General features: G+C 71.2%; 21 protein-coding genes and 2 pseudogenes. 7 read left to right on the plus strand and 16 right to left on the minus strand.

Translation table 11 applies throughout. The features are described 5' to 3' along the window. Positions 1–489 precede the first annotated feature (489 nt). The 3 genes from FHX40_RS25065 (at position 490) to FHX40_RS11755 (ending at position 1,696) form a co-directional block, all read left to right on the plus strand. The gene (locus FHX40_RS25065; protein ID WP_170198804.1) at positions 490–663 is read left to right on the plus strand and encodes a hypothetical protein; all 174 of its coding nucleotides are present in this window, start codon (positions 490–492) and stop codon (positions 661–663) included. After that, positions 656–1,048: a DUF4180 domain-containing protein gene (locus FHX40_RS11750; RefSeq protein WP_142259640.1), complete on the plus strand. Its 393-nt coding sequence runs from the start codon at positions 656–658 to the stop codon at positions 1,046–1,048. Before FHX40_RS25065 ends, FHX40_RS11750 begins: the two co-directional genes overlap by 8 nt. 225 nt (positions 1,049–1,273) lie before the next feature. Next, a complete protein-coding gene (locus FHX40_RS11755; RefSeq protein ID WP_170198805.1) occupies positions 1,274–1,696 on the plus strand; it encodes a YjdF family protein in 423 nt (140 codons plus the stop codon). Positions 1,697–1,835: 139 nt separating this feature from the next. Here the strand turns inward: FHX40_RS11755 and FHX40_RS11760 are convergent, their stop codons facing one another. After that, positions 1,836–2,579, minus strand: a complete 744-nt coding sequence (locus tag FHX40_RS11760; RefSeq protein WP_229788224.1) for a B3/B4 domain-containing protein — start codon at positions 2,577–2,579, stop codon at positions 1,836–1,838. A 29-nt stretch (positions 2,580–2,608) separates the two neighbouring features. Between FHX40_RS11760 and FHX40_RS26055 the strand changes: the two are divergent. Further along, positions 2,609–2,866: pseudogene (locus tag FHX40_RS26055) on the plus strand (Gfo/Idh/MocA family oxidoreductase); the annotation flags it as partial. 83 nt (positions 2,867–2,949) lie between these two features. On the opposite strand, the gene FHX40_RS11770 reads toward FHX40_RS26055, so the two are convergent. Then, on the minus strand, positions 2,950–3,552 hold the full coding sequence (locus tag FHX40_RS11770; RefSeq protein ID WP_142259642.1) for a DUF4396 domain-containing protein: 603 nt from the start codon (positions 3,550–3,552) through the stop codon (positions 2,950–2,952). A gap of 25 nt (positions 3,553–3,577) precedes the next feature. Continuing rightward, positions 3,578–4,228, minus strand: coding sequence for an ATP-binding protein (locus FHX40_RS25070; RefSeq protein WP_142259643.1), 651 nt, complete (start codon positions 4,226–4,228; stop codon positions 3,578–3,580). Between the two features lie 76 nt (positions 4,229–4,304). On the opposite strand from FHX40_RS25070, the gene FHX40_RS11780 reads away from it, so the two are divergent. Continuing rightward, positions 4,305–5,651 (plus strand): helix-turn-helix domain-containing protein, encoded by a 1,347-nt coding sequence (locus FHX40_RS11780; RefSeq protein WP_142259644.1) that lies wholly within the window; start codon positions 4,305–4,307, stop codon positions 5,649–5,651. A gap of 336 nt (positions 5,652–5,987) precedes the next feature. On the opposite strand, the gene FHX40_RS11785 is transcribed toward FHX40_RS11780, so the two are convergent. Both FHX40_RS11785 and FHX40_RS26260 read right to left on the minus strand, forming a co-directional pair. Next, complete coding sequence (locus FHX40_RS11785) at positions 5,988–6,323, minus strand: GAP family protein (RefSeq protein ID WP_142259645.1); 336 nt, start codon at positions 6,321–6,323, stop codon at positions 5,988–5,990. A gap of 82 nt (positions 6,324–6,405) precedes the next feature. Then, a pseudogene (locus FHX40_RS26260) lies at positions 6,406–6,756 on the minus strand (hypothetical protein); the annotation flags it as partial. A 191-nt stretch (positions 6,757–6,947) separates the two neighbouring features. On the opposite strand from FHX40_RS26260, the gene FHX40_RS11795 reads away from it, so the two are divergent. Continuing rightward, complete coding sequence (locus FHX40_RS11795) at positions 6,948–8,753, plus strand: alkyl/aryl-sulfatase (RefSeq protein ID WP_142259646.1); 1,806 nt, start codon at positions 6,948–6,950, stop codon at positions 8,751–8,753. Between the two features lie 181 nt (positions 8,754–8,934). Here the strand turns inward: FHX40_RS11795 and FHX40_RS11800 are convergent, their stop codons facing one another. The 9 genes from FHX40_RS11800 to FHX40_RS11840 form a co-directional block, all read right to left on the minus strand. Further along, positions 8,935–9,717: a nucleotidyltransferase domain-containing protein gene (locus tag FHX40_RS11800; RefSeq protein ID WP_142259647.1), complete on the minus strand. Its 783-nt coding sequence runs from the start codon at positions 9,715–9,717 to the stop codon at positions 8,935–8,937. A 274-nt stretch (positions 9,718–9,991) separates the two neighbouring features. Beyond that, positions 9,992–11,854 (minus strand): tetratricopeptide repeat protein, encoded by a 1,863-nt coding sequence (locus FHX40_RS11805; protein WP_142259648.1) that lies wholly within the window; start codon positions 11,852–11,854, stop codon positions 9,992–9,994. A 502-nt stretch (positions 11,855–12,356) separates the two neighbouring features. Continuing rightward, positions 12,357–12,905, minus strand: a complete 549-nt coding sequence (locus FHX40_RS11810) for a DinB family protein (RefSeq protein WP_170198807.1) — start codon at positions 12,903–12,905, stop codon at positions 12,357–12,359. 386 nt (positions 12,906–13,291) lie between these two features. Further along, positions 13,292–14,155, minus strand: a complete 864-nt coding sequence (locus FHX40_RS11815; RefSeq protein ID WP_142259650.1) for a 3-hydroxybutyryl-CoA dehydrogenase — start codon at positions 14,153–14,155, stop codon at positions 13,292–13,294. Positions 14,156–14,473: 318 nt separating this feature from the next. Beyond that, positions 14,474–15,850, minus strand: coding sequence for an FAD-binding oxidoreductase (locus FHX40_RS11820; RefSeq protein WP_142259651.1), 1,377 nt, complete (start codon positions 15,848–15,850; stop codon positions 14,474–14,476). Next, positions 15,847–16,104 carry a hypothetical protein gene (locus FHX40_RS11825; RefSeq protein WP_142259652.1) on the minus strand — a complete coding sequence of 86 codons (258 nt, stop codon included), beginning with the start codon at positions 16,102–16,104 and terminating at the stop codon, positions 15,847–15,849. Before FHX40_RS11825 ends, FHX40_RS11820 begins: the two co-directional genes overlap by 4 nt. 124 nt (positions 16,105–16,228) lie before the next feature. Further along, positions 16,229–18,526, minus strand: a complete 2,298-nt coding sequence (locus tag FHX40_RS11830) for a xanthine dehydrogenase family protein molybdopterin-binding subunit (RefSeq protein WP_142259653.1) — start codon at positions 18,524–18,526, stop codon at positions 16,229–16,231. Further along, on the minus strand, positions 18,523–19,509 hold the full coding sequence (locus FHX40_RS11835; protein WP_142259654.1) for an FAD binding domain-containing protein: 987 nt from the start codon (positions 19,507–19,509) through the stop codon (positions 18,523–18,525). Before FHX40_RS11835 ends, FHX40_RS11830 begins: the two co-directional genes overlap by 4 nt. Then, positions 19,506–20,015, minus strand: coding sequence for a 2Fe-2S iron-sulfur cluster-binding protein (locus FHX40_RS11840; RefSeq protein ID WP_142261730.1), 510 nt, complete (start codon positions 20,013–20,015; stop codon positions 19,506–19,508). Before FHX40_RS11840 ends, FHX40_RS11835 begins: the two co-directional genes overlap by 4 nt. A gap of 200 nt (positions 20,016–20,215) precedes the next feature. On the opposite strand from FHX40_RS11840, the gene FHX40_RS11845 reads away from it, so the two are divergent. Then, positions 20,216–20,860: a TetR/AcrR family transcriptional regulator gene (locus FHX40_RS11845; protein WP_229788228.1), complete on the plus strand. Its 645-nt coding sequence runs from the start codon at positions 20,216–20,218 to the stop codon at positions 20,858–20,860. Positions 20,861–20,905: 45 nt separating this feature from the next. Here FHX40_RS11845 and FHX40_RS11850 read toward each other — a convergent pair whose 3' ends face one another. Both FHX40_RS11850 and FHX40_RS11855 read right to left on the minus strand, forming a co-directional pair. Continuing rightward, complete coding sequence (locus tag FHX40_RS11850) at positions 20,906–21,433, minus strand: NUDIX hydrolase family protein (protein ID WP_142259655.1); 528 nt, start codon at positions 21,431–21,433, stop codon at positions 20,906–20,908. A 113-nt stretch (positions 21,434–21,546) separates the two neighbouring features. Next, positions 21,547–22,008: a hypothetical protein gene (locus FHX40_RS11855; protein WP_142259656.1), complete on the minus strand. Its 462-nt coding sequence runs from the start codon at positions 22,006–22,008 to the stop codon at positions 21,547–21,549. Between the last annotated feature and the right edge of the window lie 474 nt (positions 22,009–22,482).

The raw sequence follows: 22,482 nt of genomic DNA on the forward strand, positions 1-22,482 counted from the left end.
AGGGCAGGACGGTGGAGCCGCGTTCCATGATGCCGCGCCGGACCCGACCTTCGGGTCCGTGATGTCGTCCTGGACACCTCCATGCGGGCCGTTCCCGATCGTGTTCGTGTCCCACACGAACCCGAAAAGAGGAAATCTCGGAATAGAAAGGGACCTACCGCATTGGGGAAGGCGAGGGGGACGACGGTGGCCGGGCCGGAGAACGCCGATGGACGGCGAACGGAAAACCAGGACGACGGGAAGGATTGTCGCGGAAGAAGTTGTGGGCATGGCCGGGAGCAGGCGTGAGCACGGCCGCCCTCGCGGTGGTCGGCACCGTCACCGATAACGTGGTCAGCCGGTGGTTGGACAGTGTCTTCGGCACGGAAAAGGCGGCTACGGCATCGCCTCCGTCGCCATCACCTGTCACGACGTTGCCGATGCCCGCCGAGAGCACGCCTTCGAACGATCTCACCGGCCATCCGGAGTGCGACGCAGGTGCTTGCCGTCATGGGCGAGCGCGACCGCATGCTCGACTCGCACGGCACCCGCCGCCGCCTGCTGCACGCCGTACCGCACGCGAGGATCGACCTGCTGCCCGGCACCGGCCACGCGATCATCGGCCGGTCCCTGCCGATCCTCGACTTCCTGCGCCAAGTGGAAGGAACCCATCCCCATGTCTGACCTGATCCGGCACGTCCACGGCAGGCGTGTCCTCGTCTACCCCGCCGACGGCCCGCCCCTCGCCACCGGCCCCGCGATCCTCGACGTGATCGGGGACGCCTGGTACCACCAGGCCGAGTGGGTGGTGCTGCCCGCGCAGCGTCTCGACGCCGATTTCTTCCGCCTGCGCACCGGCATCGCCGGGGAGTTCCTGCAGAAGCTCGTCAACTACCGCATCGGCCTCGCCGTCGTCGGCGACATCTCCGCCCACCTCGCCGCCAGTACGGCCCTGCGCGACCTGGTGCGCGAGTGCAACCGCGGTGACCAGGCCTGGTTCCTGCCGACGATGGCGGACTTCGACCGGCGGCTCGGCGCGATCACCGCTGCGGGCGACATGCCGGCCTGATCACCGCGGTACGGCCCGGCGCCTCCGGTGCCCGGATCACACCGCGGCCGGAGATCACGACATCGCCCCATCCCGCATAATGGGGGAAGCACACGAAAACGCGGTCCCGGTTGGTAGCCCGGGACGATCACCGGACGGTGATGGGCCATCACCGGATGGTGATCCCGTATCCGCCCTCCCAGGGTGTCCGGTGTGCCGATTTCGGCATGCCTTCAGGAGGACACCTTGGTCACGTTGTCCGTCTTCTTCGACGCGCAGTTCTGGGTGGGCGTCCTTGAGATCGTCTCCGACGGCGAGGTGCGGGTCACCCGTGCCGTGCTGGGCTCGGAGCCGACCGACGCCGAGCTGTACGCGCTTCTCCTGCGCGAGGGCATCGCGCTGCTGGAGCAGGCCGAGGCGGCCCCGCCCGTCCCGGCCGGCACACGGCAGGTGAAGAGGCCGAACCCGAAGCGCGCCGCGAAGCTCGCCGCCCGGGCCGCCCGCAGGATCGGCGTCCGCACCACCGCCTCCCAGGAGGCGATGCGGCTCGCCCTGGAGGCCCGCAAGAAGGAGGCCGCCACCCGCCGCAAGGAAGAGGAACAGGCGAAACGGGAGCACCGCCGCGAGGTGGCCCGCAGGAAGCGCCTCCAGCGGCGGCGGGGGCACTAGCCGGAGGCCGCTCGCGGGCGCGGGCCGGGCGAGTCCATCGCACCCGGCCTGTGCTCCGGGGGCCGCCCATCGCCTGCCCGGAAGACAGGAGGCACGGACGGCCTTGTCGGGCCGGGGCATACCCCGGCCCGACGGCGGGTCAGCTCGACCGGGCGGCGGTCAGCAGGCGGGTGACGGCGGTGGCGCCGGGGCTGAGCCGGGTGAGGTTGGCGATGAGCTCGTCGGCCGCCGCCTGCAGGCCGTCGACGCCGAGGGCGCCGAGGCCGTCGAGGATGAACAGGCCGCGGGTGGTGGCGTGGGTGATGCGGGTGCGCACGCACTGGCGCCAGTTCCAGCGGCGGCAGGTGACGCCCTTGTCGTCGCGCCAGACGACCTCGCCCGGGTCCGGGTTCTCCACGACCGGCTCGCCGTTCTGCTGGGTGTCGAACGGCTCGTCGCCGCTCGCGCGGACCAGCCGCGCCGGCCCCACGTACGTGTCGAGGTCCTCGCCGCCGATGGGCAGCGCGTGGGCGACGGAGACCGCGTTGTAGGCGTCGGTGATGCGGTCGATGCGGGGCAGGCCCGCCTCGACGCGGCGCAGCAGGGCCTCGGCGCTGGGCCGGGTGCGCTGCGGCTTGGCGCCGAACGCGCGGAAGGCGTCCCGCCACTGGCTGAGATGCTCGAGCTCGTGCGGGGCACGCCCGTCGAGCAGCGTGCGGGCCTTCTCCTCCGCGGCGGCGAGCAGCGCGTCGCTCTCCGCGTCGGACGGCCCGGGACGCAGGCCCTCGACGACGATGAGCAGCGCGGCGTAGTCCGGCCGCAGCTCGCTCACGGCCGGGTCGATGTACGCCTCGGCGAGCCACCTCTCGACGTCCTGTCCGGTCTCCGGCACCACGTGGGTCACGACGCCCCCTTCTCCAGATTGAACTTGGAGTGCAATCTACTGCACTCCAGGGGTGTACGCGAGCCGAAAACGACGCCGACGGAACGGCCGGTGCGCCCTGCGGCCGCCGAGTTGCGTGCGGTCCACCGGCCACCGGCGGGAAACAGGGCGCGCCACCCGCCGACTTCCGCGCGATGCTCGACCGCGAGCGGGCCGACGTCGTGCTCGTCACCTGCGCCGGCCGCTCCCACGACGGGCACATCGTCGCCGCGTTCGACGCCGGCCGCGATGTGATCACCGAGAAGCCGAGGACGACCCGCTGGTGCGTGCACCCGCCCTGCCCGCCCGAGGGCGGGACGGTGGCGCTCGGGCGGGCGGCGCCGCGGGGCGGTCAGTGGTGTCCGTGGATGACCGCGTGCCCCCTGCCCCGGCCGATCAGCCACTTGTTGATCGGCGTGGTGACCAGGAACGCCACGAGCAGGGAGAACGCGAGCCCGCCCCAGAACAGCGGGCTGGTCAGGTGGGCGTCGAACGCGCCGGGGATGAGCAGCAGCACGCCGTTGTCCACGAGCTCCATCACGGCGATGGAGAGGGTGTCCGCGGCGAGCGCGAGCCGCAGGGTACGACGCCAACCCAGCCGTGCGCGGCGCAGGCCGAGCATGGTGAGCGAGTAGCCGAAGACGAACGCCAGCGCGATCGCCAGCACCGCGGTGGGCAGGGTCGGCCAGGCGAGCGCGGACCCGATCACCATGCCGAGCACCTCGCCGACGGCACAGCCGGCGAGACAGTGCAGCGTGGCCGACACGGCCATGCCCCAGGTCACGCCGTTGTGGGTCGCGGGCGCCCCGTGCCCGGCGTGCGCCTCACGTCCGCTCCGGCCATCCGGCGCATGGTCCGCGGGATGCGCGGCGGCTGCGGCCTCGCCGCGGCCGTGCCGTACCGTGTGCTTCCCGTCGCCGATACGCGCCTCGTCCGGCTCGCCTGTGCCGGTCATCGCGACCGCCGTGTGCGCTCTGTGTTCACGCAGGCCCTGAACCCTGCCCCTGCGGGGCATATTCCCCCGATCCCTCCCGGCAGGTCGTGTCACCGCACGAAGTGGTGACCTCGAACCAGGTCGTGGTGCCGTTGCGGTCCCGGGTGAACCCCCAGCGGTCGGCGAGCATGTCCACCAGGTGCAGGCCACGCCCTCCCTCGGCGTACTCGTCGTCCAGCGGCCGCAGGCAGGGTGTGGTGGGGCCGCCGCCGTCCGCCACCTCGACGCGTACCGCGTCCCCGGCCACGAGTACGGCGAGCGCGATCGTGTCGTCCGCGCCCGCGGTGGCGTGGCGCACGCTGTTGGTGGCGAGCTCGCTTGCGAGCAGGGTGACCGTGGGCACGTCGACCGGGCCCTCGGCGAGCAGCTTGCCGAGGTAGGCGCGTACCTCGGCCACGTTTCCGGGGGTCGCCCGGAGTCTGGTCGCCCCCAGGACCGTCATGCCGTCCGCAGGGCGTTGCCGCCGGGACGGGGCGAAGGGCGCCATCGCGAAGCGCCGCAGTGCCCATCGCCGGGCCGCGTCCCACCGCCGGACGCGGCGCAGGGTTCCCTCCGGGTCGATCCCCTTCAAGTCCTGACCTCCGGATCGTCGAGAAAACGTCAACACGCGAGCCCGCACCTGATGTACGGTGCGCATACGTTCGCACCCGCACAGTCACCGAACCCAGGTCGCAACACCACTGGCTCCCCACCTGACATATGGAGGTGATCTCGTGCCCGGCCGCCGCAAGAACCCCGACCGCTACCGCTCCCTGGCCCACTACTTCGGCGCCCGGATCCGCGACCTACGCGACAGCTACGAAGAACGCATCGGCAGGCCGCTCGGCCTCAACGAGTTCGCCGCCCGCACCGGCTACTCCCGCTCCATGATCAGCGCCATCGAGCGCGGCGAGCACCTGCCCGAGAACGGCGACCGGGTCCGCCTGATCGACCACACGCTGAAGGCGGACGGCGAGCTGACCGGCATGTGGCCGTTGGTCCAGCGCCTGGGACGACGCCCCATCGACGAACTGATTGCCGCCGCCGACAGCGGAAATAACCACAGTGTCATCCCCCAAGGTCAGGACGACGACATGCAGCGACGACTCCTGTTCCGACTCACCGGCCTCGGGCTCATCAGCGGTCCCGCGCTCAGCGACGCCGAGGCGTTACGGCAACTGATCGAGAAGGCCATCGGCACCGCCGAGTCGTCCTCCGTGGAGGACTGGGAGGCGGCGTGCCTCGAGCATCAGTACGCGGCCCACACCCATCCTCCGGCACAGGTCCGCGAGCAACTGGTCAGCGACATCGCGGCCCTGCAGTGGAGCCTCGCTCATGCCCGGCCCGAGCACCGGGCCGATCTCCAGCGTTCGATGGCCTGGCTGTCGAGGCTGCACGCCGGAATCCTCACCGATCTTGGCGAGTTCGGCCAGGCGCGCCGGTGGTGGGCGACGGCCCGGCGCGCCGCCGACGCCTCGGGCGACCTCGACATGCGGGTACGGGTGCGCGGGAAGGAGGCCGTACTCGGCCTGTACGCCCACCGCCCGCTCGAGTCGGTGATCTCGCTCTCGCGTAAGGCCCAGCACCTGGCGGGCGGCATGACGTCCACCAGTGTCCTCCAGGCACTCGCCGGCGAAGTCCAGGCGCTCGCGCTGACGGGCCGCGACCAGGAGGCCCAGAAGAGCCTCAAGCACCTGCTCACCCTTGCCGACAAGATCGGCGACCGCCGCGAGTTCGGCTGGCACCCGGACTCGACCTGGTTCGTCGCGAGCTGGGTGCACTCCTTCGGCGGCTCGGCGAAGGCGGCCGAGAAGGCACGCGAGGAAGCGTTCAAGCGCCTCCCCGGCTACCACAACGACACCAACCTCCGCCTCCACCGCAGCATCACCATCGCCCGGGAAGGCGGCCACACCGAGGCGCTCCGCCAGGCCACCGAGGTCGTCTCCAACCTCGCCCCGGCCTACCGCTCCCAATTGATCATGCACACCGCCCGCCAGGTCCAGGAGTACATCCCACCCGCCCAGCGCAAGGGCAGCGCCTTCGACGACTACCGGACGGTCGTCCTCGCCGCCTCGGCATGAGACTCGCTGATCACTCGCCGGGTCTCACTGCAAGCTGCGACGCGTGCCGCCAGGGCGACCACGCGCGGTGCCGCGGGGCAAACGGGCGACCGTACCGTGGCGTCCGCAGGCAGCGGCACGGCACACCCGGCCGGATCGCCGAGACCACCCGACACGGCAGCGGGCTCTCCGCCAGGGGCGGACGGCTCCGCTGAATCACCTGTCCGGACGGCGATCCTTCGACCGCCGCTGAACGGCCGCCCCTGATAGGCGACGCCGAGCCACGACGAGCTGCAAGACGTTGGCTACCGACCGGCATGAGCCCGCCTTAGCGGGCCAGGACGTGGTGAGGACTGCTCAGCCGAGCAGGCCACGAAGGCCTTTGGCCAGGAACAGCAGGGCGAAGACCAGGAGCAGCAGCAAGGTGAGGGCGCCGTTGTGCAGCAGGAGCCAGCCGCGCATCCGGTGAAGTCGTTGTTCGCCGTCGGCACTGAGCGCAGCGGCGTAGGGGGCGAGCACCCCGACGCTTCCGATGACGACGAACACGGCGGCAAGGATGAGCTGCCGGCCGAGGGTGAGGGGTTCGTGGGCGGCGGTGATGGCTCCCCCGGCCAGGGAGGCGAGATTGACCGGGTTGGCGACGATGAGCAGGGCCGCCACTGCGATGATCTTGGGCGGGGTGAGGGTGTCCATGGCGGCGAGCCAACGGGGGTGTTCGCGGGGCCGTCCCTTCCCGGCGGCGTGCGGCCCGGCGGATCCCGACGATGGTCATCGCCAGCAGGAGTACGCCGATGATCAGACTGAGCCACGCTGTCCAGACCGGTCGGGCGTGTCCGGCGGCCCCGGCCGAGCCCAGCAGGGCGATGAGGACGACCAGTACGACCCAGCTCATGATCAGCCAGGTGGCTTCGAACAACAGCGCCTTGGCACGACCGTTGGAGCTGATCAGCAGGGCGATGACGGCCACGACCGGGAACGGCGAGACGATCAGGCCGAGCGTGTAGGGCAGCATGTCGGCCAACGCCTTACCCATGGTCATCCTCCCCCGCGGGTGACGGCTGCGGCTTCGCCGGAGCCGTACGCACCACCGAACAGGCCGGCTCCGCCGTACCCCTGGGACCTGCATGGTGGCCGCGTGCCGAGTCCCGGGCCGCGACCGGCGGTACGAACCCGGCGCACCCACCGCCGAATGTCCTCTACCGGCTGGTGCCCTGGTTACCGGAACCCGATCCGGGACCGCCTGATCGTCACATCGGCCTATGGCGATTTGGCGGTTTCCTGACCTCGTCGGACACGACTGCGGGCAGGGGTGCTTACATGGCCACTCCTCCCTTGCATGACCGGACGGACTTCGACGACGCCGAGCGCGGCTTCATCGCGGAACTGTCTCCCGCCCTGATCAAAGCGGCCGACGGCAGGGTCGTCTGGGACCTCGACGCCTACGCCTTTCTCCACGCCGACTGCCCGGACACCGCGCACCCGAGCCTGTGGCGGCAGGCACAGCTGTGCGCCAGGCACGGGCTGTTCGAGGTGACCGACGGCATCTACCAGGTGCGCGGCCTGGATCTGTCCAACATGACCCTCGTGGAGGGCGAGCGTGGCGTCATCGTCATCGACCCGCTCGTCTCCACGGAGTGCGCCGCCGCCGCGCTCCGGCTCTACCGTGACCACCGGGGCGACAGGCCCGTGACCGGCCTGATCTACACCCACTCCCACGTGGACCACTTCGGCGGTGCCCGCGGCGTCAGCGACGGCACGGGCATTCCCGTCATCGCGCCCGCCCGTTTCGTCGAGCACGCCGTCTCGGAGAACGTCTACGCGGGCACCGCGATGAACCGGCGTGCCGCGTACATGTACGGCCAGGACCTGCCCCGCAGCCCGGAAGGTCAGCTCGGCTGCGGCCTGGGCATGGGCACCTCGGCCGGCACCGTATCGCTCATCCCGCCCACCCTCGACGTCACGCACACCGGCCAGGAGGAGACGGTCGACGGCGTCCGCATCGTCTTCCAGCTCACCCCCGGCACCGAGGCCCCGGCGGAGATGAACTTCCTGTTCCCCGAACGGCGCGCCCTGTGCCTGGCCGAGAACGCCACCCACAACCTGCACAACGTGCTGACCCTGCGCGGCGCGCTGGTCCGCGACACCCGTGTCTGGGCCCGCTACCTGACCGAGGCCATCGCCCTGTTCGCCGACCGGGCGGACGTGGCCTTCGCCTCGCACCACTGGCCCACCTGGGGCCGCGAGCGCATCGTCGCCTTCCTGTCCCAGCAGCGCGACCTGTACGCGTACCTGCACGACCAGACCCTGCGCATGCTGAACCGCGGCATGACCGGCAACGAGATCGCCGAGGCCATGCGGCTCCCGCCCGCCCTGGAGCGGGCCTGGCACACGCACGGCTACTACGGCTCGGTCAGCCACAACGTCAAGGCGATCTATCAGCGCTACCTGGGCTGGTTCGACGGCAACCCCGCCCACCTGTGGGAGCACCCGCCCGTCGAGCTGGCCCGCCGCTACGTCGAGGCCTTCGGCGGCACCGCCGCCGTCGTCGCGTTGGCCGAGCGGTACATCGGCCAAGGCGACCTGCGCTTCGCCGCGACCCTGCTCAACCACGCGGTGTTCGCCGACCCCGGCGACTCCGCCGCCCGCCACCTCCTGGCCGAGGTCTACACCCGCCTGGGCCACGGCGCCGAGAACGCCACCTGGCGCAACTTCTACATGACCGGCGCCAAGGAGCTGACCACCCCGCCGTCGAAGCCCGCGACCAACACCGTCTCACCGGACATGCTCAGCGCGCTCACCGCCGATCAGGTCTTCGACTCGCTCGCCATCCGGGTCAACGGCCCCGAGGCATGGGACGAACACTTCACCATCGACTGGCACCTGACCGACACCCATGAGCACCACCGCACCACGCTGTCCAACGGCGCCCTGATCCACGAGCGGGACCGGTCCGGCGACGGCGCGGACCTGACCCTCCGGCTGACCAAGGATCGCCTGCTCAGCCTGCTCGCCGGAGACACCGACACCGGGGACCTCGCGTACGACGGCGACCTGACGGCCCTCGGGCGGCTGACGGCCGTTCTGGAGGAGCCCACGCCGGACTTCGCCATCGTCACACCTTGACCGGCCGGCACGAACGGCGTCCGTACCATCCGCGATGTCCGTACGCTCCTTGGCGGCGTGGCCGAAGCCGTCGTCATGAGCGGATCATCTCCGGCAACCACCGTTACCCGGCCCACACAGCCGGTGCACTCGAGCCGGAACCGAGCTACGCGGCCGGGCAAGCCCGGCCCTGCCCTACCGGTCAGACGTCAGCGGGAATCTCAGCGAGGGCGGCCTCAAGTTCCCGGTGTGCGAGCTCTCGAGCGCTTCGGACGGCATCGATCAAGGAGCCGGGATCGCCGGTCATCCGCGAGACGATCTCGTCCACCGGCCGCAGTCCAGCCCGGGTGAGCAGGGTCTTCTCATTGGTCGCCCACTCGCCGCGTGCGGCGAGGATCGCGTGCGCGAACTGCGACATCCCCGTGGCGATCATTCCCGCACACTGCGCGAGCCTCCCGTACGGGGCGTGGTTGTGCTCGGCATAGGCAAGGGTGGCTTCACCCTGGCCACGCCAGACCGCCGGAGCGTTCCTCCGCAGCGCCATCGGATACTCGGGCCGGGGCAGCGACCCTCTCAGCACACGATTGAGCGCCAGCTCGGCCACCACCAGGTAACTGGGGATGCCGGCGAGGTGGAACATCAACGGCTCGCAGTGAAACCTGCCCTCCCGGGCCTTCGCAAGCTCGCGTTCCACGACCTCCAGATCCCGGTAGTGGACGTCGACCCGCCTCCCATGGATCGTCAGCCACGCGCCACCGTTGAAGACGCCGCCACCCCAGCCGCCGATCTCCGAAACCTCGCCTTCCCACCCGACGTCGCGCAGCGCCTGCGGGTGGAACTCGCCCCGGTAGTAGACGGCCAGGTCCCAGTCGCTGTCCGGCCGGTTCGTTCCCTGTGCCCGCGATCCACCGAGCGCGACCGCCTTCACTCCGGGGAGCGCCATCAGCGTATCGGCGACCTCATCGAGAAAGCTCGTGCCGTCCATGCCCCGACTCTATTGCGATCATGTTCGCGGTGATCCTGACCTCGCGGAGGCCATCTCGACACCCGCCGCCGATAGCGCGTGCTGCACCATCTGCTCCGCACCCGGCCGCCAACCGCAACCCCATCGACAGGTGGACAAGCGCGCCCGGCCGACCCTGGCCCTGCGCGGCCATCAGGGTGGGTCCCATCCGGCGCACCAGGTGACAGGGTCGGCCGCACGCCGGCACCCGGCATTTCTCGCGGGAAGTGCCGGGTCGGCCGAACGTCTATGACCGTCATCCGGCGGTCTTCGAGTCGAGCCACTCGACGACGTCCTGGTCGGTGACTTCCCGCATCCTCTCCCTCACCCCGTCGGGATCGAACTCGTAGGCCAAGCGGAGCAGTGCCGCAGCCACCTCGATGACCGGTGGACCACCCCCAGAAGGCTGTTCTGCGACAGCGGCCGCCTCGACCAGGTAGGGGACCGCCTCGGCGAAGCGGGCTTCCTCGATCTGCAGGCGGCCGAGCACCATCAGGCTCCAAGCGTGCTCCTCCCGGTAGTCGGACGGACTGTCCTCGGCAAGCCGCCGATTGACCTCCACCGCACGCCGAGCGGCTGCCACCGCCTCCTCATACCGCCCCGCCTCTGCCAGATCGATCGCGAGGTTGTGCAGGGATTTGGCCAGGTCGGGCAGGTAGACGTCCGGATCGGCCGCAACCAGTCGCTCGAAGACCTCCACCGCACGCCGAGAGGCGGCCATTCCCTCCTCACGCCGGCCCAGTTCACCCAGCGCAACCGTGAGATCTTGCAGGGCGTATCCCAGCGGGGGCAGGGCGACGCCGGGGTCGTCCTCGGCGAGCCGCTCACAGGCCTCGACAGCCTGCTGAAGCGCCGCCACTTCCTCCTCTCGCCGACCCAGTTTCTTCAATCGGGTCGCAAGGTGCAGCCAAGACAGGACCCGCTCGCGTGGGTAGAGATCCGGTTTCAGCTCGGCAAACCGGTCAGCAACCTCCACGCGGCGCTGAGCGATGACCAGTCCTTCCTCCGGCCGACCCACTGCCTCCAACTGGTTCATCAGGACGCCCAATGACTCGCTCAGGTCAGTCAGGAATGCATCGGGGTCGCTCGCGGCCAGCCGTTCGCGGATCTCCACGGCACGCCGGGCGGCGGCCACCGCCTCCTCGCACCGGCCAACCTTCTCCAGATCGATCGCGAGGTTGTGCAACGACGTTGCCAGCGCAGGAAGGTAGGTGTCCGGGTCGGCCTCTGCCAGCCGTCCGCGAAGCTCCACCGCACCCTTTCCCGCGGCCACCGCCTCCTCGAACCGCCTCGCATCTGCCAGATCGATCGCGAGGTTGTGCAGCGAAGCGGCCAGGCCAGGCAGGTGAGTGTCCTCATCCGCCGCGGCCAGCCGTACACGGATCTCCACAGCACGCGCCCCGGCGGCCACCGCCTCCTCACCCCGGCCCGCTTCTTTCAGGCTCACCGCGAGGTTGTGCAGTGATGCCGCCAGCTTAGGCAGGTAGGCATCCGGATCGGCCGCGGCCAGCCGCTCGTGGAGCTCCACCGCACGCTCCCCAGCCGCCACCGCCTCCTCACCCCGGCCCAGCTTCTCCAGCCCCACCGCGAGGTTGTACAGCGATGCGGCCAGGCCAGGCAGGTGAGTGTCCTCATCCGCCGCGGCCAGCCGTTCACGAAGCTCCACCGCACGCCTTCCGGCGGTCACCGCCTCCTCACTTCGGCCCAGCTTCTCCAGATCGATCGCGAGGTTGTGCAACGATCCGGCCAGGTCAGGCAGGTAGGCATCCGGATCGGCCTCTGCCAGCCGTTCACGGAGCTCCACCGTACGCTTCCCGGCGGCCACCGCCTCCTCGTACCGCCCCACCTCCGTCAAATCGATCGCGAGATCGTGCAGCAATCTGGCCAGCCGAGGCAGGAAGTCATCCGGCTCGTCCTCAGCAAGTTCCTCGGCGACCTCCACCGCACGTTTCCTGGCGGTTACCGCCTCTTCACGCCGTCCCGCTTCCCGCAAAGCCTCCGCGAACCTCTCCAACCAGTACGCCAGGACGGGGAGGTGCACATCCGGCTCGTACTTGGCACGCTTCTCGGTCGACTCCACTATTCGCCGCCATTGAGCCACCTCCTCGTCTTCCTGCACGGTCCACCTCCCTGCCTGAGCACAAGATCCTTCAACGGGCTACGTCACGCTGGGTTGGCACCGGGAACCTCTGGACTCCGCCGTCTCCCTGCCGCGCCCTCGCGGTCACCGTCCTGCGCATCCGCGTCCGGCCCGACCCCGATGCCTCGCTCCGACGACCGGTGGACGAGATCGCGATGCATGTGTGGGCACCGCGCAGCGGCGAGCCGGACCGAACCCCGAAACGCTCCGCCGGACGCGGCACTGGTGCACGACACCCTGCCTCGCCGCCAACGCCTCGGACGACCGGGACCGCCGGTCCGCACGTGCGCCAGAAAGCCGATGGGCGTCTCACACTCCTGCCGGCCGAATCGGCGATCGGCCGCTTCGCGAGACCCGCGACGCGATCCTCGCGGCGCCAGGTTCCGGCCGTCGGGGCTTGCGGGGTGGGTGGCCGGACCGGCCCCTGCACGCGCCCGCCGTACCCGGAGCCACTCGCCGCCCGTTGCCGCGTCGCGGCTCGTCAACCTCGGCTCGCGTGGCGGAGATGTCGCAGCGTCCCGATCTCCGCGGCGTTCTTCATCAGCTCCACGTTCGCCCAGGCGAGCACATGTCCCAGCGAGAACGACCCGCCGGGGAACCAGCCGGTTCGTTCGGTGGACTCCAGGTCCTTTTCGCTCGGCGAGCCCAGCGCGCCGCTCCAGCGGTCATGGCATTGGCTGAGCCATATGACGGCCGACGTCACGTCGCCCGGCCAGGGCGTCGACGAGGCGGCCTCCGGCCGGTCCAGCTGCGTGGCCGACCCGCCGGACCGCCCGAAACAGTGGGCGTACGCCTGTTCCCACCGCAGGCCGATGTGCCACATCACCCACGCGACCGTCGGCACCGGGGCGGGATCCGGCTCCGGTACGACCCGGTCGGCGTCCTGCGTCCCATCCGGCCGGCGGCGTACGTTCCAGCGGTTCGACGCGGGCTCCCACAGGGCTTCCTCGTCGGTCACGTCCTTCAGGTGCGGCTCCGGCAGCGACCGGGACACACCCAGCTGCCGGCGGAGCCGCTCCGGCTCAGACACCGGCGACCCCCTGGCTCTCGGCGCGGCGCCTCGGCTCTGCAGTGGTCACGAAACGAACGTAGGCGGTGCGAGCCGGAGATGAGAACCGATTTTCCGTGAGATCGCGCCGCGCGGCGTCGGCACGTCGTGGCCGGGTCCGGGGTCAGCCGCTCGCCCGGCGAGGCCGGCATCGCCCCGTCGTACCGGCCGGAAGCGGCCGAGGTGGATCGGGCCACCTTGGTCGGCGGATCGTCTTTGCTCGGCCCCTGCTCCTGATCGTCTCGGCTCCGCTCCTACAGCGAACCAGCCCGATCCACATCCTCGGCTCCCGGTGCGACGACCGCTCCACGGGAGGAGGATCGTCAACAACCGAAGGCGGTCATGACCGGCACAAGGCCACCGGAGTGTTACGCCGAGTAGTCGTAGAAGCCCCGGCCCGACTTACGGCCGAGGAAACCGGCCTCGACCATGCGGCACAGCAGCGGCGGAGCGGCGTACTGGGGGTCCTTGAACTCGGCGTACAGGGAGTCGGCGATGGCCTTGAGCGTGTCGAGGCCGATCAGGTCGCACAGGCGCAGCGGGCCCATCGGGTGGGCGCAGCCGAGCGTCATGCCGGTGTCGATGTCCTCGGCCGTGGCGTGGCCCGCCTCCACCATGCGGATCGCCGACAGCAGGTACGGCACGAGCAGCGCGTTGACCACGAAGCCCGCCCGGTCGGGCGCGGTGATCGCGGTCTTGCCGAGCACCTCGGTGGCGAACACCCGGGTACGGGCGATGGTGCGCTGGTCGGTGAGGAGCGACGGCACGATCTCCACCAGCTTCTGCACCGGGGCGGGGTTGAAGAAGTGCAGGCCGATGACCTGGCCGGGGCGGGTGGTGGCCTGGGCGATGCGGACGATGGGGATGGAAGAGGTGTTGGAGGCGAGGATGGCGTCGCGGCGCTCGACGATCCGGTCGAGCTCGGCGAACAGCGCGCTCTTCACCTCGGGGTTCTCGGTGGCCGCCTCGATGACGAGGTCGCGGTCGGCGAGGTCCTCCAGCTTGGTGGTGAAGCCGAGGCGGCCGCGGGCGGCGTCGAACGCCTCCTGGGTGATCTTTCCGGCGTCGAGGGCGCGCTTCAGCGACCTCTCCAGGCGGGCCCGGCCTGCCGCGAGCGCGTCATCGTCGATCTCACGAATGAGGACGTCGAGGCCGGCGCGAGCACAGACCTCGGCGATCCCGGACCCCATGAGGCCACAGCCGACGACCCCCACTCTCGTAATGTCCGACATATCTCTTCCATCCCTTGCGCGTCTCGTACGGCAATTCGCTTGTCCTGGATTCTTCCGCGCGGGTCCGTCGGCCTCTCTCGCACCCGGCCCCATAACCGGCCCACACCGTCTGAGCTGCGACTACATTCGACGGCCGAACAAGGCGAAGAGACTGCACGAAGACGTTACGATGCCCCGCCGTCGACCGCGACGATCACGAACGTTCCACGCCTCGTCTGCATGGTGATGCCCGATCGGGTGAGATTCTCCCCCCGTTCGCGCCACTCTCTCACCGGTGACGCGGGCGGCCGAAATCAGCTGCGCCGCAGACGCGTCCTGTCACCACACCTTTCCGGGGTTCAGGATCCCCTGCGGATCGAAGATCCGCTTGATGCCGACCTGCAAAGCCGTAACCCGCGGGCCCAGTTCGGTACTCAGCCATGAGCGCTTCAGCATTCCGACGCCGTGCTCACCGGTGATCGTGCCGCCGACCGCGAGCCCGGCCGCCATCACGTCGTCGAAGGCGAGCAACGCGCGGTCGCGTGCCTGCTCGTCGTTCCGATCGAAAATGATCGTGGGGTGGAGGTTCCCGTCGCCCACGTGGCCCGGACAGGCGATGATCACCTTCCTCCGCTCCGCGATCCGGCCCAGCTCCTCGACGAACTCGACCAGACGGCTGCGCGGGACGGCGACATCCTCGATCAGCGTGGTCCCCAGGCGTTCCACCGCGGGATTCACGAGACGGCGTGCCTCAAGGAGCATCTCGGCCTCCTTGGGGTCGTCCGTCTCGGCCACCTCGACCGCACCCGCCTCGCGGCAGATACCGGCCATCTCGGTGACGAGCCGCGCCGCGTCGGCCGCATCCGACTGGGCGATCAGCATCGCCTCCGCCTCCGGCGGCAGCCCCATGTCGCGGTACGCCTGCACGGCCCGGACGGTGACGCCGTCGAGGAACTCCAGCAACGAGGGCTGGATCGACGAGCTCATGATCTTCTCTACGGCGGCCATCGCCGCCGACGGCGACGTGAAGAGCGCGGCCGCGGTAAGGGCGGGCCGGGGCGCGGGCCGAAGCGCGAGGACAGCCTTGGTGATGATGCCCAGCGTCCCCTCCGAGCCGACCATCAGGCCCACCAGGTCCAGCCCCGCCACGCCCTTGGCGGTCCGGCTGCCCAGCGTCACCAGCTCGCCGTCCGCCAACACCACCTCAAGCTGACGCACGTACTGGCGGGTGACGCCGTACTTCACGCAGCACAGCCCGCCGGCGTTGGTGGCGATGTTCCCGCCGATCGTGGACTCCCGCCACGACGACGGATCCGGTGGATAGAACAGCCCCTTCTCCGCCACCGCCTCAGACAGCACCGAATTGACCACACCCGCCTCGACCACCGCGAGGTGGTTGACGGTGTCGATCTCCAGGATCCGGTTCATCCGGGCCAGCGACAGCAGGATCGAACCGTCGACGGCGTTCGCGGCGCCCGAGAGCCCGGTCCGGGCGCCCTGCGGCACCACGGGTACACGGTGGCGGTGGGCGATCCGCATGACACGCTGCACCTCATCGGTGATGCGGGGGCGGAGCAGTACGGCGGGCACGCCCGCGGCGCAGAACGAGGCCCGGTCGTGGCTGTGCGCGGCGAGGATGTCGGGGTCCGTCACGACCGCGTCCTCGCCGAGCGCGCCGACGAGTTCGGCGAGTACCGTCTCCGGGAGCCCGCTCATCGCGCACCCGCTCCCGTCGCCCACGTGCCCCGCACGCACCCGATCGTGAGCGCATCGGCCGCCTGTCCAAGCAGCGGCCGGACCGTGTCGGGGGAAGCGCCGTCGCGCCCGCCGGAGAAGGACGGCCGGTCGCGCAATGGATTCGTCTTCGCGTCGTCGAGCGCGGCGTCGGCGGCATATCCATTGCTACGAAGGACATGCGCCGTCCCGGCTTCGGCGACGGCCGCCCCCACCATGACGGTCCGGTTCCTCACGCTGCCGCCTCCTAGGCATTTGTGCCGGTTAGGTCAGATATTGCCCAACGGATTTCGACCGCAAAGAACCGGGGTACGCGCCCGCGGCGGCCGGGATACCGATCCTGATCCCGGCCGCCGCGGGTCACAGCAGTTTCTCGGGGGTTATCGGAAGGTCGCGGATGCGTTTGCCGGTGGCGTTGTAGACGGCGTTGGCGATGGCGGCGCCGGTGCCGGTGATGCCGATCTCACCGATGCCGCGGGCGCCCATGGGGGCGTGCGGGTCGGGGATGTCGGTCCAGATCAGGTCGATCTCGGGGACGTCGAGGTGGACGGGGATGTGGTAGTCGGCGAGGCTCGCGTTCACGACGCGGCCGGTGCGGGGGTCGAGGACGAGTTCCTCGGTCAGGGCGAGGCCGAGGCCCATGATGATCCCGCCGCGGAACTGGGAGGCCGCGGTGCGCGGGTTGACGATGCGGCCGCAGTCCATGGAGCCGAGGAAGCGGGTGACGCGGACCTCGCCGGTGACGGAGCTGACGCGGACCTCGGCGAACATCGCGCCGAAGGAGTGCATGGAGAGGGTCGTCATCTCCTCCGGGGGCGGGGCGACGGCCTCGGCGACCACGAGGTCGCGGCCGGCCCGGTCGAGGATGTCCGAGTAGCTCTCGTGGCGGGAGGGGTCGTCGAGGGCGGCGAGGCCGCCGTCGAGGGAGCCGACCTGGTCGGGCTCGAGGCCGGTGAGCGGGGAGCCGTCGCCGACGAGCTTCAGGAGCCGGGCGAGGAGTTCGCGGTGGGCGGCGGCGACGGCGGCGCCGACGGCCGCGGTCTGCTGGGAGCCGCCGGCCATGACCAGGCCGGGGAGGCGCGAGTCGCCGAAGCGGAAGGTGACCTGGTGGGGCTCGAGGCCGAGGCGGTCGGCGATGACCTGGGTCTGGGCGGTGGCGGTGCCCATGCCCATGTCGTGGGCGGCGACCTCGACCTCGGCGCGGCCGTCCCGGTGCAGGATGATCCGGGCCGCGGCGCCGGGCGAGCGGACGTACGGGTGGGTGGCGGCGGCGCAGCCCATGCCGACGAGCCACTCGCCGTCGCGTACCGCGCCCGGGGTGGGGTTGCGGCGGTCCCAGCCGAAGCGTTCGGCGCCCGCGCGCCACGCCTGGACGAGGTTGCGCGCGGACAGCGGGCGGCCGTCGAGCGGCTCCTCCCTGGGCTCGTTACGGATGCGCAGCTCGATGGGGTCCATGCCGAGCTTGACGGCGAGCTCGTCGATCGCGCACTCGAGGGCGAAGTTGCCGACGGCGCCGCCCGGTGCCCGCATGCTGGTGTTCGCCATCATGTCCAGGTAGGCCACCTCGACGCCGAGCTTGAAGGTCCGGGCCGCGTACGTGCACTGGGTCGGCAGGATGAACGGCTCGGCGAGGTCGACGCTCCGGCTGGTCGCGGACGCCCCGGTGTGGATGATCGCCTCGAACCGGCCGTCGGCGGTGGCGCCGATCGCGACCCGCTGCTCGGTCATGGCGCGGGAGCCGACCATGCGGAACACGTTCTCGCGGGTGAGCGCGATCCGCACCGGGCGGCCGGCGAGCCGGGACGCGGCGGCGGCGAGCACCTGGTACCACCACAGGCCCTTGCCGCCGAAGCCGCCGCCCAGGTACGGCGCGGTGATGTGGACCTGCTCCTCGGCGATGCCGAAGATCTTCGCGAGCGACCAGGCGCTGTGCACCACCATCTGGGTGGTGTCGTGCACGATGAGCTCGTCGCCGTCCCAGCGCACCGTGGCCGCGTGCGGCTCGATCGCGGCGTGGTTGTGGTACGGCGTGCGGTACACCTCGTCGACCGATACGGCGGCGGCGCGCAGCGCGGCCTCGGCGTCGCCGAGCTCGTGCCGGCCCGGCCCGCCGTAGATCGACGCGTGCGCGGTGCCGTTCGCCACGGCCCGATCCCAGGAGGTGACGGCGGGCTCGGGCGCGTAGGTGGCGCGGACGAGCGTGGCGGCGTGGTCGGCCTGCTCCTGGGTCTCGGCGAGCACGACGGCGATCGGCTGGCCGTTCCAGTGCACCCGGTCGTCCTGCATGACCGGCAGCTGGTCGAAGCCGCCCGCCTTCGGGTCGGTGCCGAAGCCGGGCATGGGGTTCAGGCGGGGCGCGTTCTCGTGCGTCATCACCAGCACGACGCCGGGCGCGCGCCCGGCCTCGGTGACGTCGAGGGCGGTGATACGGCCCTTGGGGATCGTGCTGCAGGCGAGCGCGGCGTACACCATGTCCGGGTAGGCGTACTCGGCGGCGAACCGGATCCGGCCGGTGACCTTCGCCAGGCCCTCGAGGCGCGGCATGGGCTCGCCGATCCGCCGGGCGCGTCCGGGGACGGTCAGCGGGTCGGGGGTGGGCCCTGCCCAGTTCTCGGGCGCGGGTCCGACGGGCGCCCGCCCGTGTGCCGAAGTGGTCATCGGGCCTCCCCTGCGAGGTCGGCGAGTACGGCGGTGATCGTGCGCTCGGCCAGTTCGATCTTGAAGGCGTTGTGCCGCAGCGGTACGGCGGCGGCGAGCTCGGCGCGGGCCGCGGCGCGGAACGTGCCCGGGTCGGCTGGCGCGCCGAGCAGGGCCTGCTCGGCGGTGCGGGCGCGCCAGGGTTTGGGCGCGACGCCGCCGAGCGCGAGCCGTACCGCGGTGATCACCCCTCGCTCCACGCGGAGCACCGCGGCCACCGAGACGAGGGCGAAGGCGTAGCTCGCGCGGTCGCGCACCTTGCGGTAGCCGGAGGCGGCACCGGGCGGCAGCGGCGGCAGCTCGACCGCGGTGATCAGCTCGCCGTGCTCGAGCTCGGTCTCGATCTCGGGGTGGTCGCCGGGCAGCCGGTGCAGCTCGGTGAGCGGCAGGGTGCGGGTGCCGCGGCCGCCGCGCAGGTGCACGACCGCGTCGGCGGCGGCGAGCGCGACGCACATGTCCGAGGGGTGGGTGGCGACGCAGGCGGGCGAGGCGCCGAGGATGGCGTGGTCGCGGTTGTGGCCGTCGATCGCGTCGCAGCCCTGGCCGGGCTCGCGCCTGTTGCAGCGGGAGCCGGCGACGTCGTAGAAGTACGGGCACCGGGTGCGCTGCAGGATGTTGCCCGCGACCGTGGCCATGTTCCGGATCTGCGCCGATCCCCCGGCGAGGATCGCCCGGGCCAGCAGCGGGTAGCGTTCGCGGACGGCGCGGTGCTCGGCCACCGCGGTGTTGCGGGCCGCGGCACCGATCAGCAGGCCGCCGTCCGGCCGCTCCTCGATCGCCGCCGGCAGGCCGGTGACGTCGACCAGCGTGGCCGGGGCGGCGACGTTGCGGCGCATCAGGTCGACCAGGTTGGTGCCGCCGCCGAGGTACGCCGCGCGCGGGGCCGCGCCGAGCCGTACGGCGTCGGCCGGGTCGCAGGCCCGCGCGTAGGTGAAGGGGTTCACGCGCCCTCCCCCTGTGCGGCGGCGTAGGTCTCGGCGATCGCGGCGACGATGCCGTTGTGCGCGCCGCACCGGCACAGGTTGCCGCTCATCCGCTCGCGGATCTCGTCGCGGTCGAGGACGATGCGGTCCGCGGTGAGGTCCGTGGTGACGTAGCTGGGCACGCCGCGCGCGGCCTCGGCGGCCATGGCGACCGCGGAGCAGAGGTGGCCGGGGGTGCAGTAGCCGCACTGGAAGCCGTCGTGCTCGATGAACGCCCGCTGCAGCGGGTGCGGGCCGTCCGGGCCGGCCAGCCCTTCCACGGTGGTGATCTCGCGGCCCGCGTACTGCACGGCGAGCGCCAGGCAGGACAGGATGCGCTCGCCGTCCGCAAGGACGGTGCACGCCCCGCAGGCGCCCTGGTCGCAGCCCTTCTTGGTGCCGGTCAGGTGGAGGGTCTCGCGCAGCAGGTCCAGCAGGGATGTGCGGGGGTCGACGGCCACCCGAACCTCGGCGCCGTTGACCCGCATCGCGATGTGGTCCACTTCGCTCTCGCTTTCCTGGATCGGACGGGAATCACGTGATCGGCCGAGGGTGAGGACAAAGGCATGCGAGTTCCTGGGAATGGCGTATCCTGGACGAAACCGGAACGCCTTTCCGCTTAGGACTCTACGGAACCGCTTCCGCTCGATCAAGGAACGGCTTCCGATTGAGCACGTGGAGGAGCGTCGTGTCAGGGAACGTGCCCCCGGTCGAGGGCGGGCCGGCCGGGCCGGCGGAGCCCGGCGCCCACGCGCGCCGCCGGCGGCTCCGCTCCGATGCCCGGCGCAACATCGACGCGCTGCTCGAGGCGGCGAAGGAGGTGTTCGCCACCACGGGTGTGGACGCCCCCGCCAAGCGGATCTGCGACCTGGCGGGCGTCGGGGTTGGAACGCTCTACCGGCACTTCCCGCAGCGCGCGGATCTGGTCATGGCCGTGTTCCGGCGCGAGGTGGAGGCCTGCGCCGCGAGCGCCGCCGAGCTGGCCGCGGCGTACGGGCCCGGGGCGGCGCTGGAGAGGTGGCTGCACCGGTACACCGAGTTCCTCGCGACCAAGCGCGGGCTCGCCGCCGCGCTGCACCGGATCGATCCGGAGGGCACGGCCCTGTCGGCCTACTTCCGGGAGCGGTTCGAGCCCGTGCTCGGCTCCCTGCTCGAGGGCGCGGCCGCCGCCGGGGAGATCGGCGGCGACGTCACCGCGCGGGAGCTGCTGCACGCGGTCGCGAACCTGTGCGTGCCGCCGCCGGACGAGAGCGTCGGCTACAGCAGGCGCATGGTCACGCTGCTCGTCGACGGCCTGCGGTACCGCGCCGCCGGAGACCGGGAGCGCTCCTGACCGGCCACGGCCCGGGCGCGGTCCGGGCCGGGCGGCGGCCGCGGGTCAGGGCAGGCGGCCGACGTGGGCGAGGGCCTGCCGGAGCAGGACGCCCTGGCCGCCGGTCATCTCCTGCTGGACCGAGGGCGAGGCGGCCTCCTCCGGGGTGAACCAGACCAGGTCGAGCGCGTCCTGGCGCGGGCGGCAGTCCCCGGCGACCGGGACGATGTAGGCGAGGGACACCGCGTGCTGGCGCGGGTCGTGGTACGGCGTGATCCCCGGCGTCGGGAAGTACTCGGCGATCGTGAACGGCTGGGGCGAGGGCGGGACCTGGGGCAGGGCGACCGGACCGAGATCCTTCTCCAGGTGCCGCAGCAACGCGTCGCGGACCCGTTCGTGGTAGAGCACCCGGCCGGAGACGAGCGCGCGACTCACCGTTCCGTCGGCCCCGATGCGCAGCAGCAGGCCCACCCGGGTCACCACCCCGGACTCGTCGACGCGCACCGGTACCGCGTTCACATAGAGGATCGGCATCCGCCCGCGAATGCTCTCCAGCTCTTCCTGGCTGAGCCAGGCGGACGCGGTTTCGGTCATTTCGGTCACCCGACCGATGGTACTGGGCGGGCGCCTCGTCCGTTCCCGAAAACGCCCACAGCCGAGCCGTTCGGGTCACGGACGCGCACGTGTGCGCCCGGGCCCTGACGAGGTCACCCGGACGAGCACTCCGAGACGTCGACGACACTCCCGCCACGCGGTGCATTGATGCCGGCCTTCGTCCCCCATCCGGTGAAGCGGACCTCGGTGATCGTGGGGGAGGTCTCACGGAAGTACTGGGTGACGATCACCCGTCGAGGCAGGCCGTCCGCCCCCGCGTGCACGGTGATGACCACTCTTCTGTCGGCGAACACCTCACCGGCCGGACCCCAGCCGCGGAACCACGGGGAGAGCCTGTGGAGCCGCCCGTACGTGGTCTCGATCCGGTACGGCGAGGTGCGTGACCTCGACCTGGCGAGCAGGGTGCGCAGCAGAGCGGGGTCGGGGACGTTGACGTTGATGGACCCCTCTGATCTGCCGCTGATGGGCGAGCCCTTGGGGACGCGGATCCACTTCCGGCCCGGGGCCAGGCCGCTCTCGTACTCCTTGCCGGACGTGTAGGCGGTGCCTCGCACCCAGATCGTCCGTATCGCGCTTTCGTCTGCGTCCGGCCGGCAGATCCAGTCATTGTTGACCCGCGACGCGGAGGTGGTGGTGATATCGGAGGCGATCACGCCGGAGCGGTCGAACCGGAAGACCCCATGTTGCACGTGACGGAGACCCGGTTGAGCAACCTGCCTCGCGTGATCTGAGTGAACTTCACCCCGCGTCCGGGGACGAACTGCCGCTTGAGCGCGTCCGCCGGCTTGGGCGCCGCCGTCGCCGCGGCGGCGGGGCGCCGAGGCCGGGCGCCACCAGGGCCACCACCACAACCCCGGCAAACCCCACACATTCGATTCATGTCGAATCCCTTCACAAATCCCCTCCCTTATGCGGAAAGGGCTGCGGGAATTCCGGCCCGCGATGATCACGACGGTCTCGCCTTCTCCTCGTCCGGGCGGATGTGCGCGAGGAAACGACACGAGCGGGAAAGGGACGGCCGGACGTCT

This window comes from Thermopolyspora flexuosa (assembly GCF_006716785.1).
Lineage (GTDB): Bacteria > Actinomycetota > Actinomycetes > Streptosporangiales > Streptosporangiaceae > Thermopolyspora > Thermopolyspora flexuosa.

What these genes read in the sequence shown, in the direction of transcription:
- FHX40_RS25065 (WP_170198804.1), top strand. Translation starts at nt 490, where the DNA reads ATGGGCGAGCGCGACCGCATGCTCGACTCGCACGGCACCCGCCGCCGC.
- FHX40_RS11750 (WP_142259640.1), top strand. Translation starts at nt 656, where the DNA reads ATGTCTGACCTGATCCGGCACGTCCACGGCAGGCGTGTCCTCGTCTAC.
- FHX40_RS11770 (WP_142259642.1), bottom strand. Translation starts at nt 3,552, where the DNA reads ATGACCGGCACAGGCGAGCCGGACGAGGCGCGTATCGGCGACGGGAAG.
- FHX40_RS25070 (WP_142259643.1), bottom strand. Translation starts at nt 4,228, where the DNA reads ATGCGCACCGTACATCAGGTGCGGGCTCGCGTGTTGACGTTTTCTCGA.
- FHX40_RS11785 (WP_142259645.1), bottom strand. Translation starts at nt 6,323, where the DNA reads ATGGACACCCTCACCCCGCCCAAGATCATCGCAGTGGCGGCCCTGCTC.
- FHX40_RS11795 (WP_142259646.1), top strand. Translation starts at nt 6,948, where the DNA reads ATGGCCACTCCTCCCTTGCATGACCGGACGGACTTCGACGACGCCGAG.
- FHX40_RS11800 (WP_142259647.1), bottom strand. Translation starts at nt 9,717, where the DNA reads ATGGACGGCACGAGCTTTCTCGATGAGGTCGCCGATACGCTGATGGCG.
- FHX40_RS11815 (WP_142259650.1), bottom strand. Translation starts at nt 14,155, where the DNA reads ATGTCGGACATTACGAGAGTGGGGGTCGTCGGCTGTGGCCTCATGGGG.
- FHX40_RS11820 (WP_142259651.1), bottom strand. Translation starts at nt 15,850, where the DNA reads ATGAGCGGGCTCCCGGAGACGGTACTCGCCGAACTCGTCGGCGCGCTC.
- FHX40_RS11830 (WP_142259653.1), bottom strand. Translation starts at nt 18,526, where the DNA reads ATGACCACTTCGGCACACGGGCGGGCGCCCGTCGGACCCGCGCCCGAG.
- FHX40_RS11840 (WP_142261730.1), bottom strand. Translation starts at nt 20,015, where the DNA reads ATGCGGGTCAACGGCGCCGAGGTTCGGGTGGCCGTCGACCCCCGCACA.
- FHX40_RS11850 (WP_142259655.1), bottom strand. Translation starts at nt 21,433, where the DNA reads ATGACCGAAACCGCGTCCGCCTGGCTCAGCCAGGAAGAGCTGGAGAGC.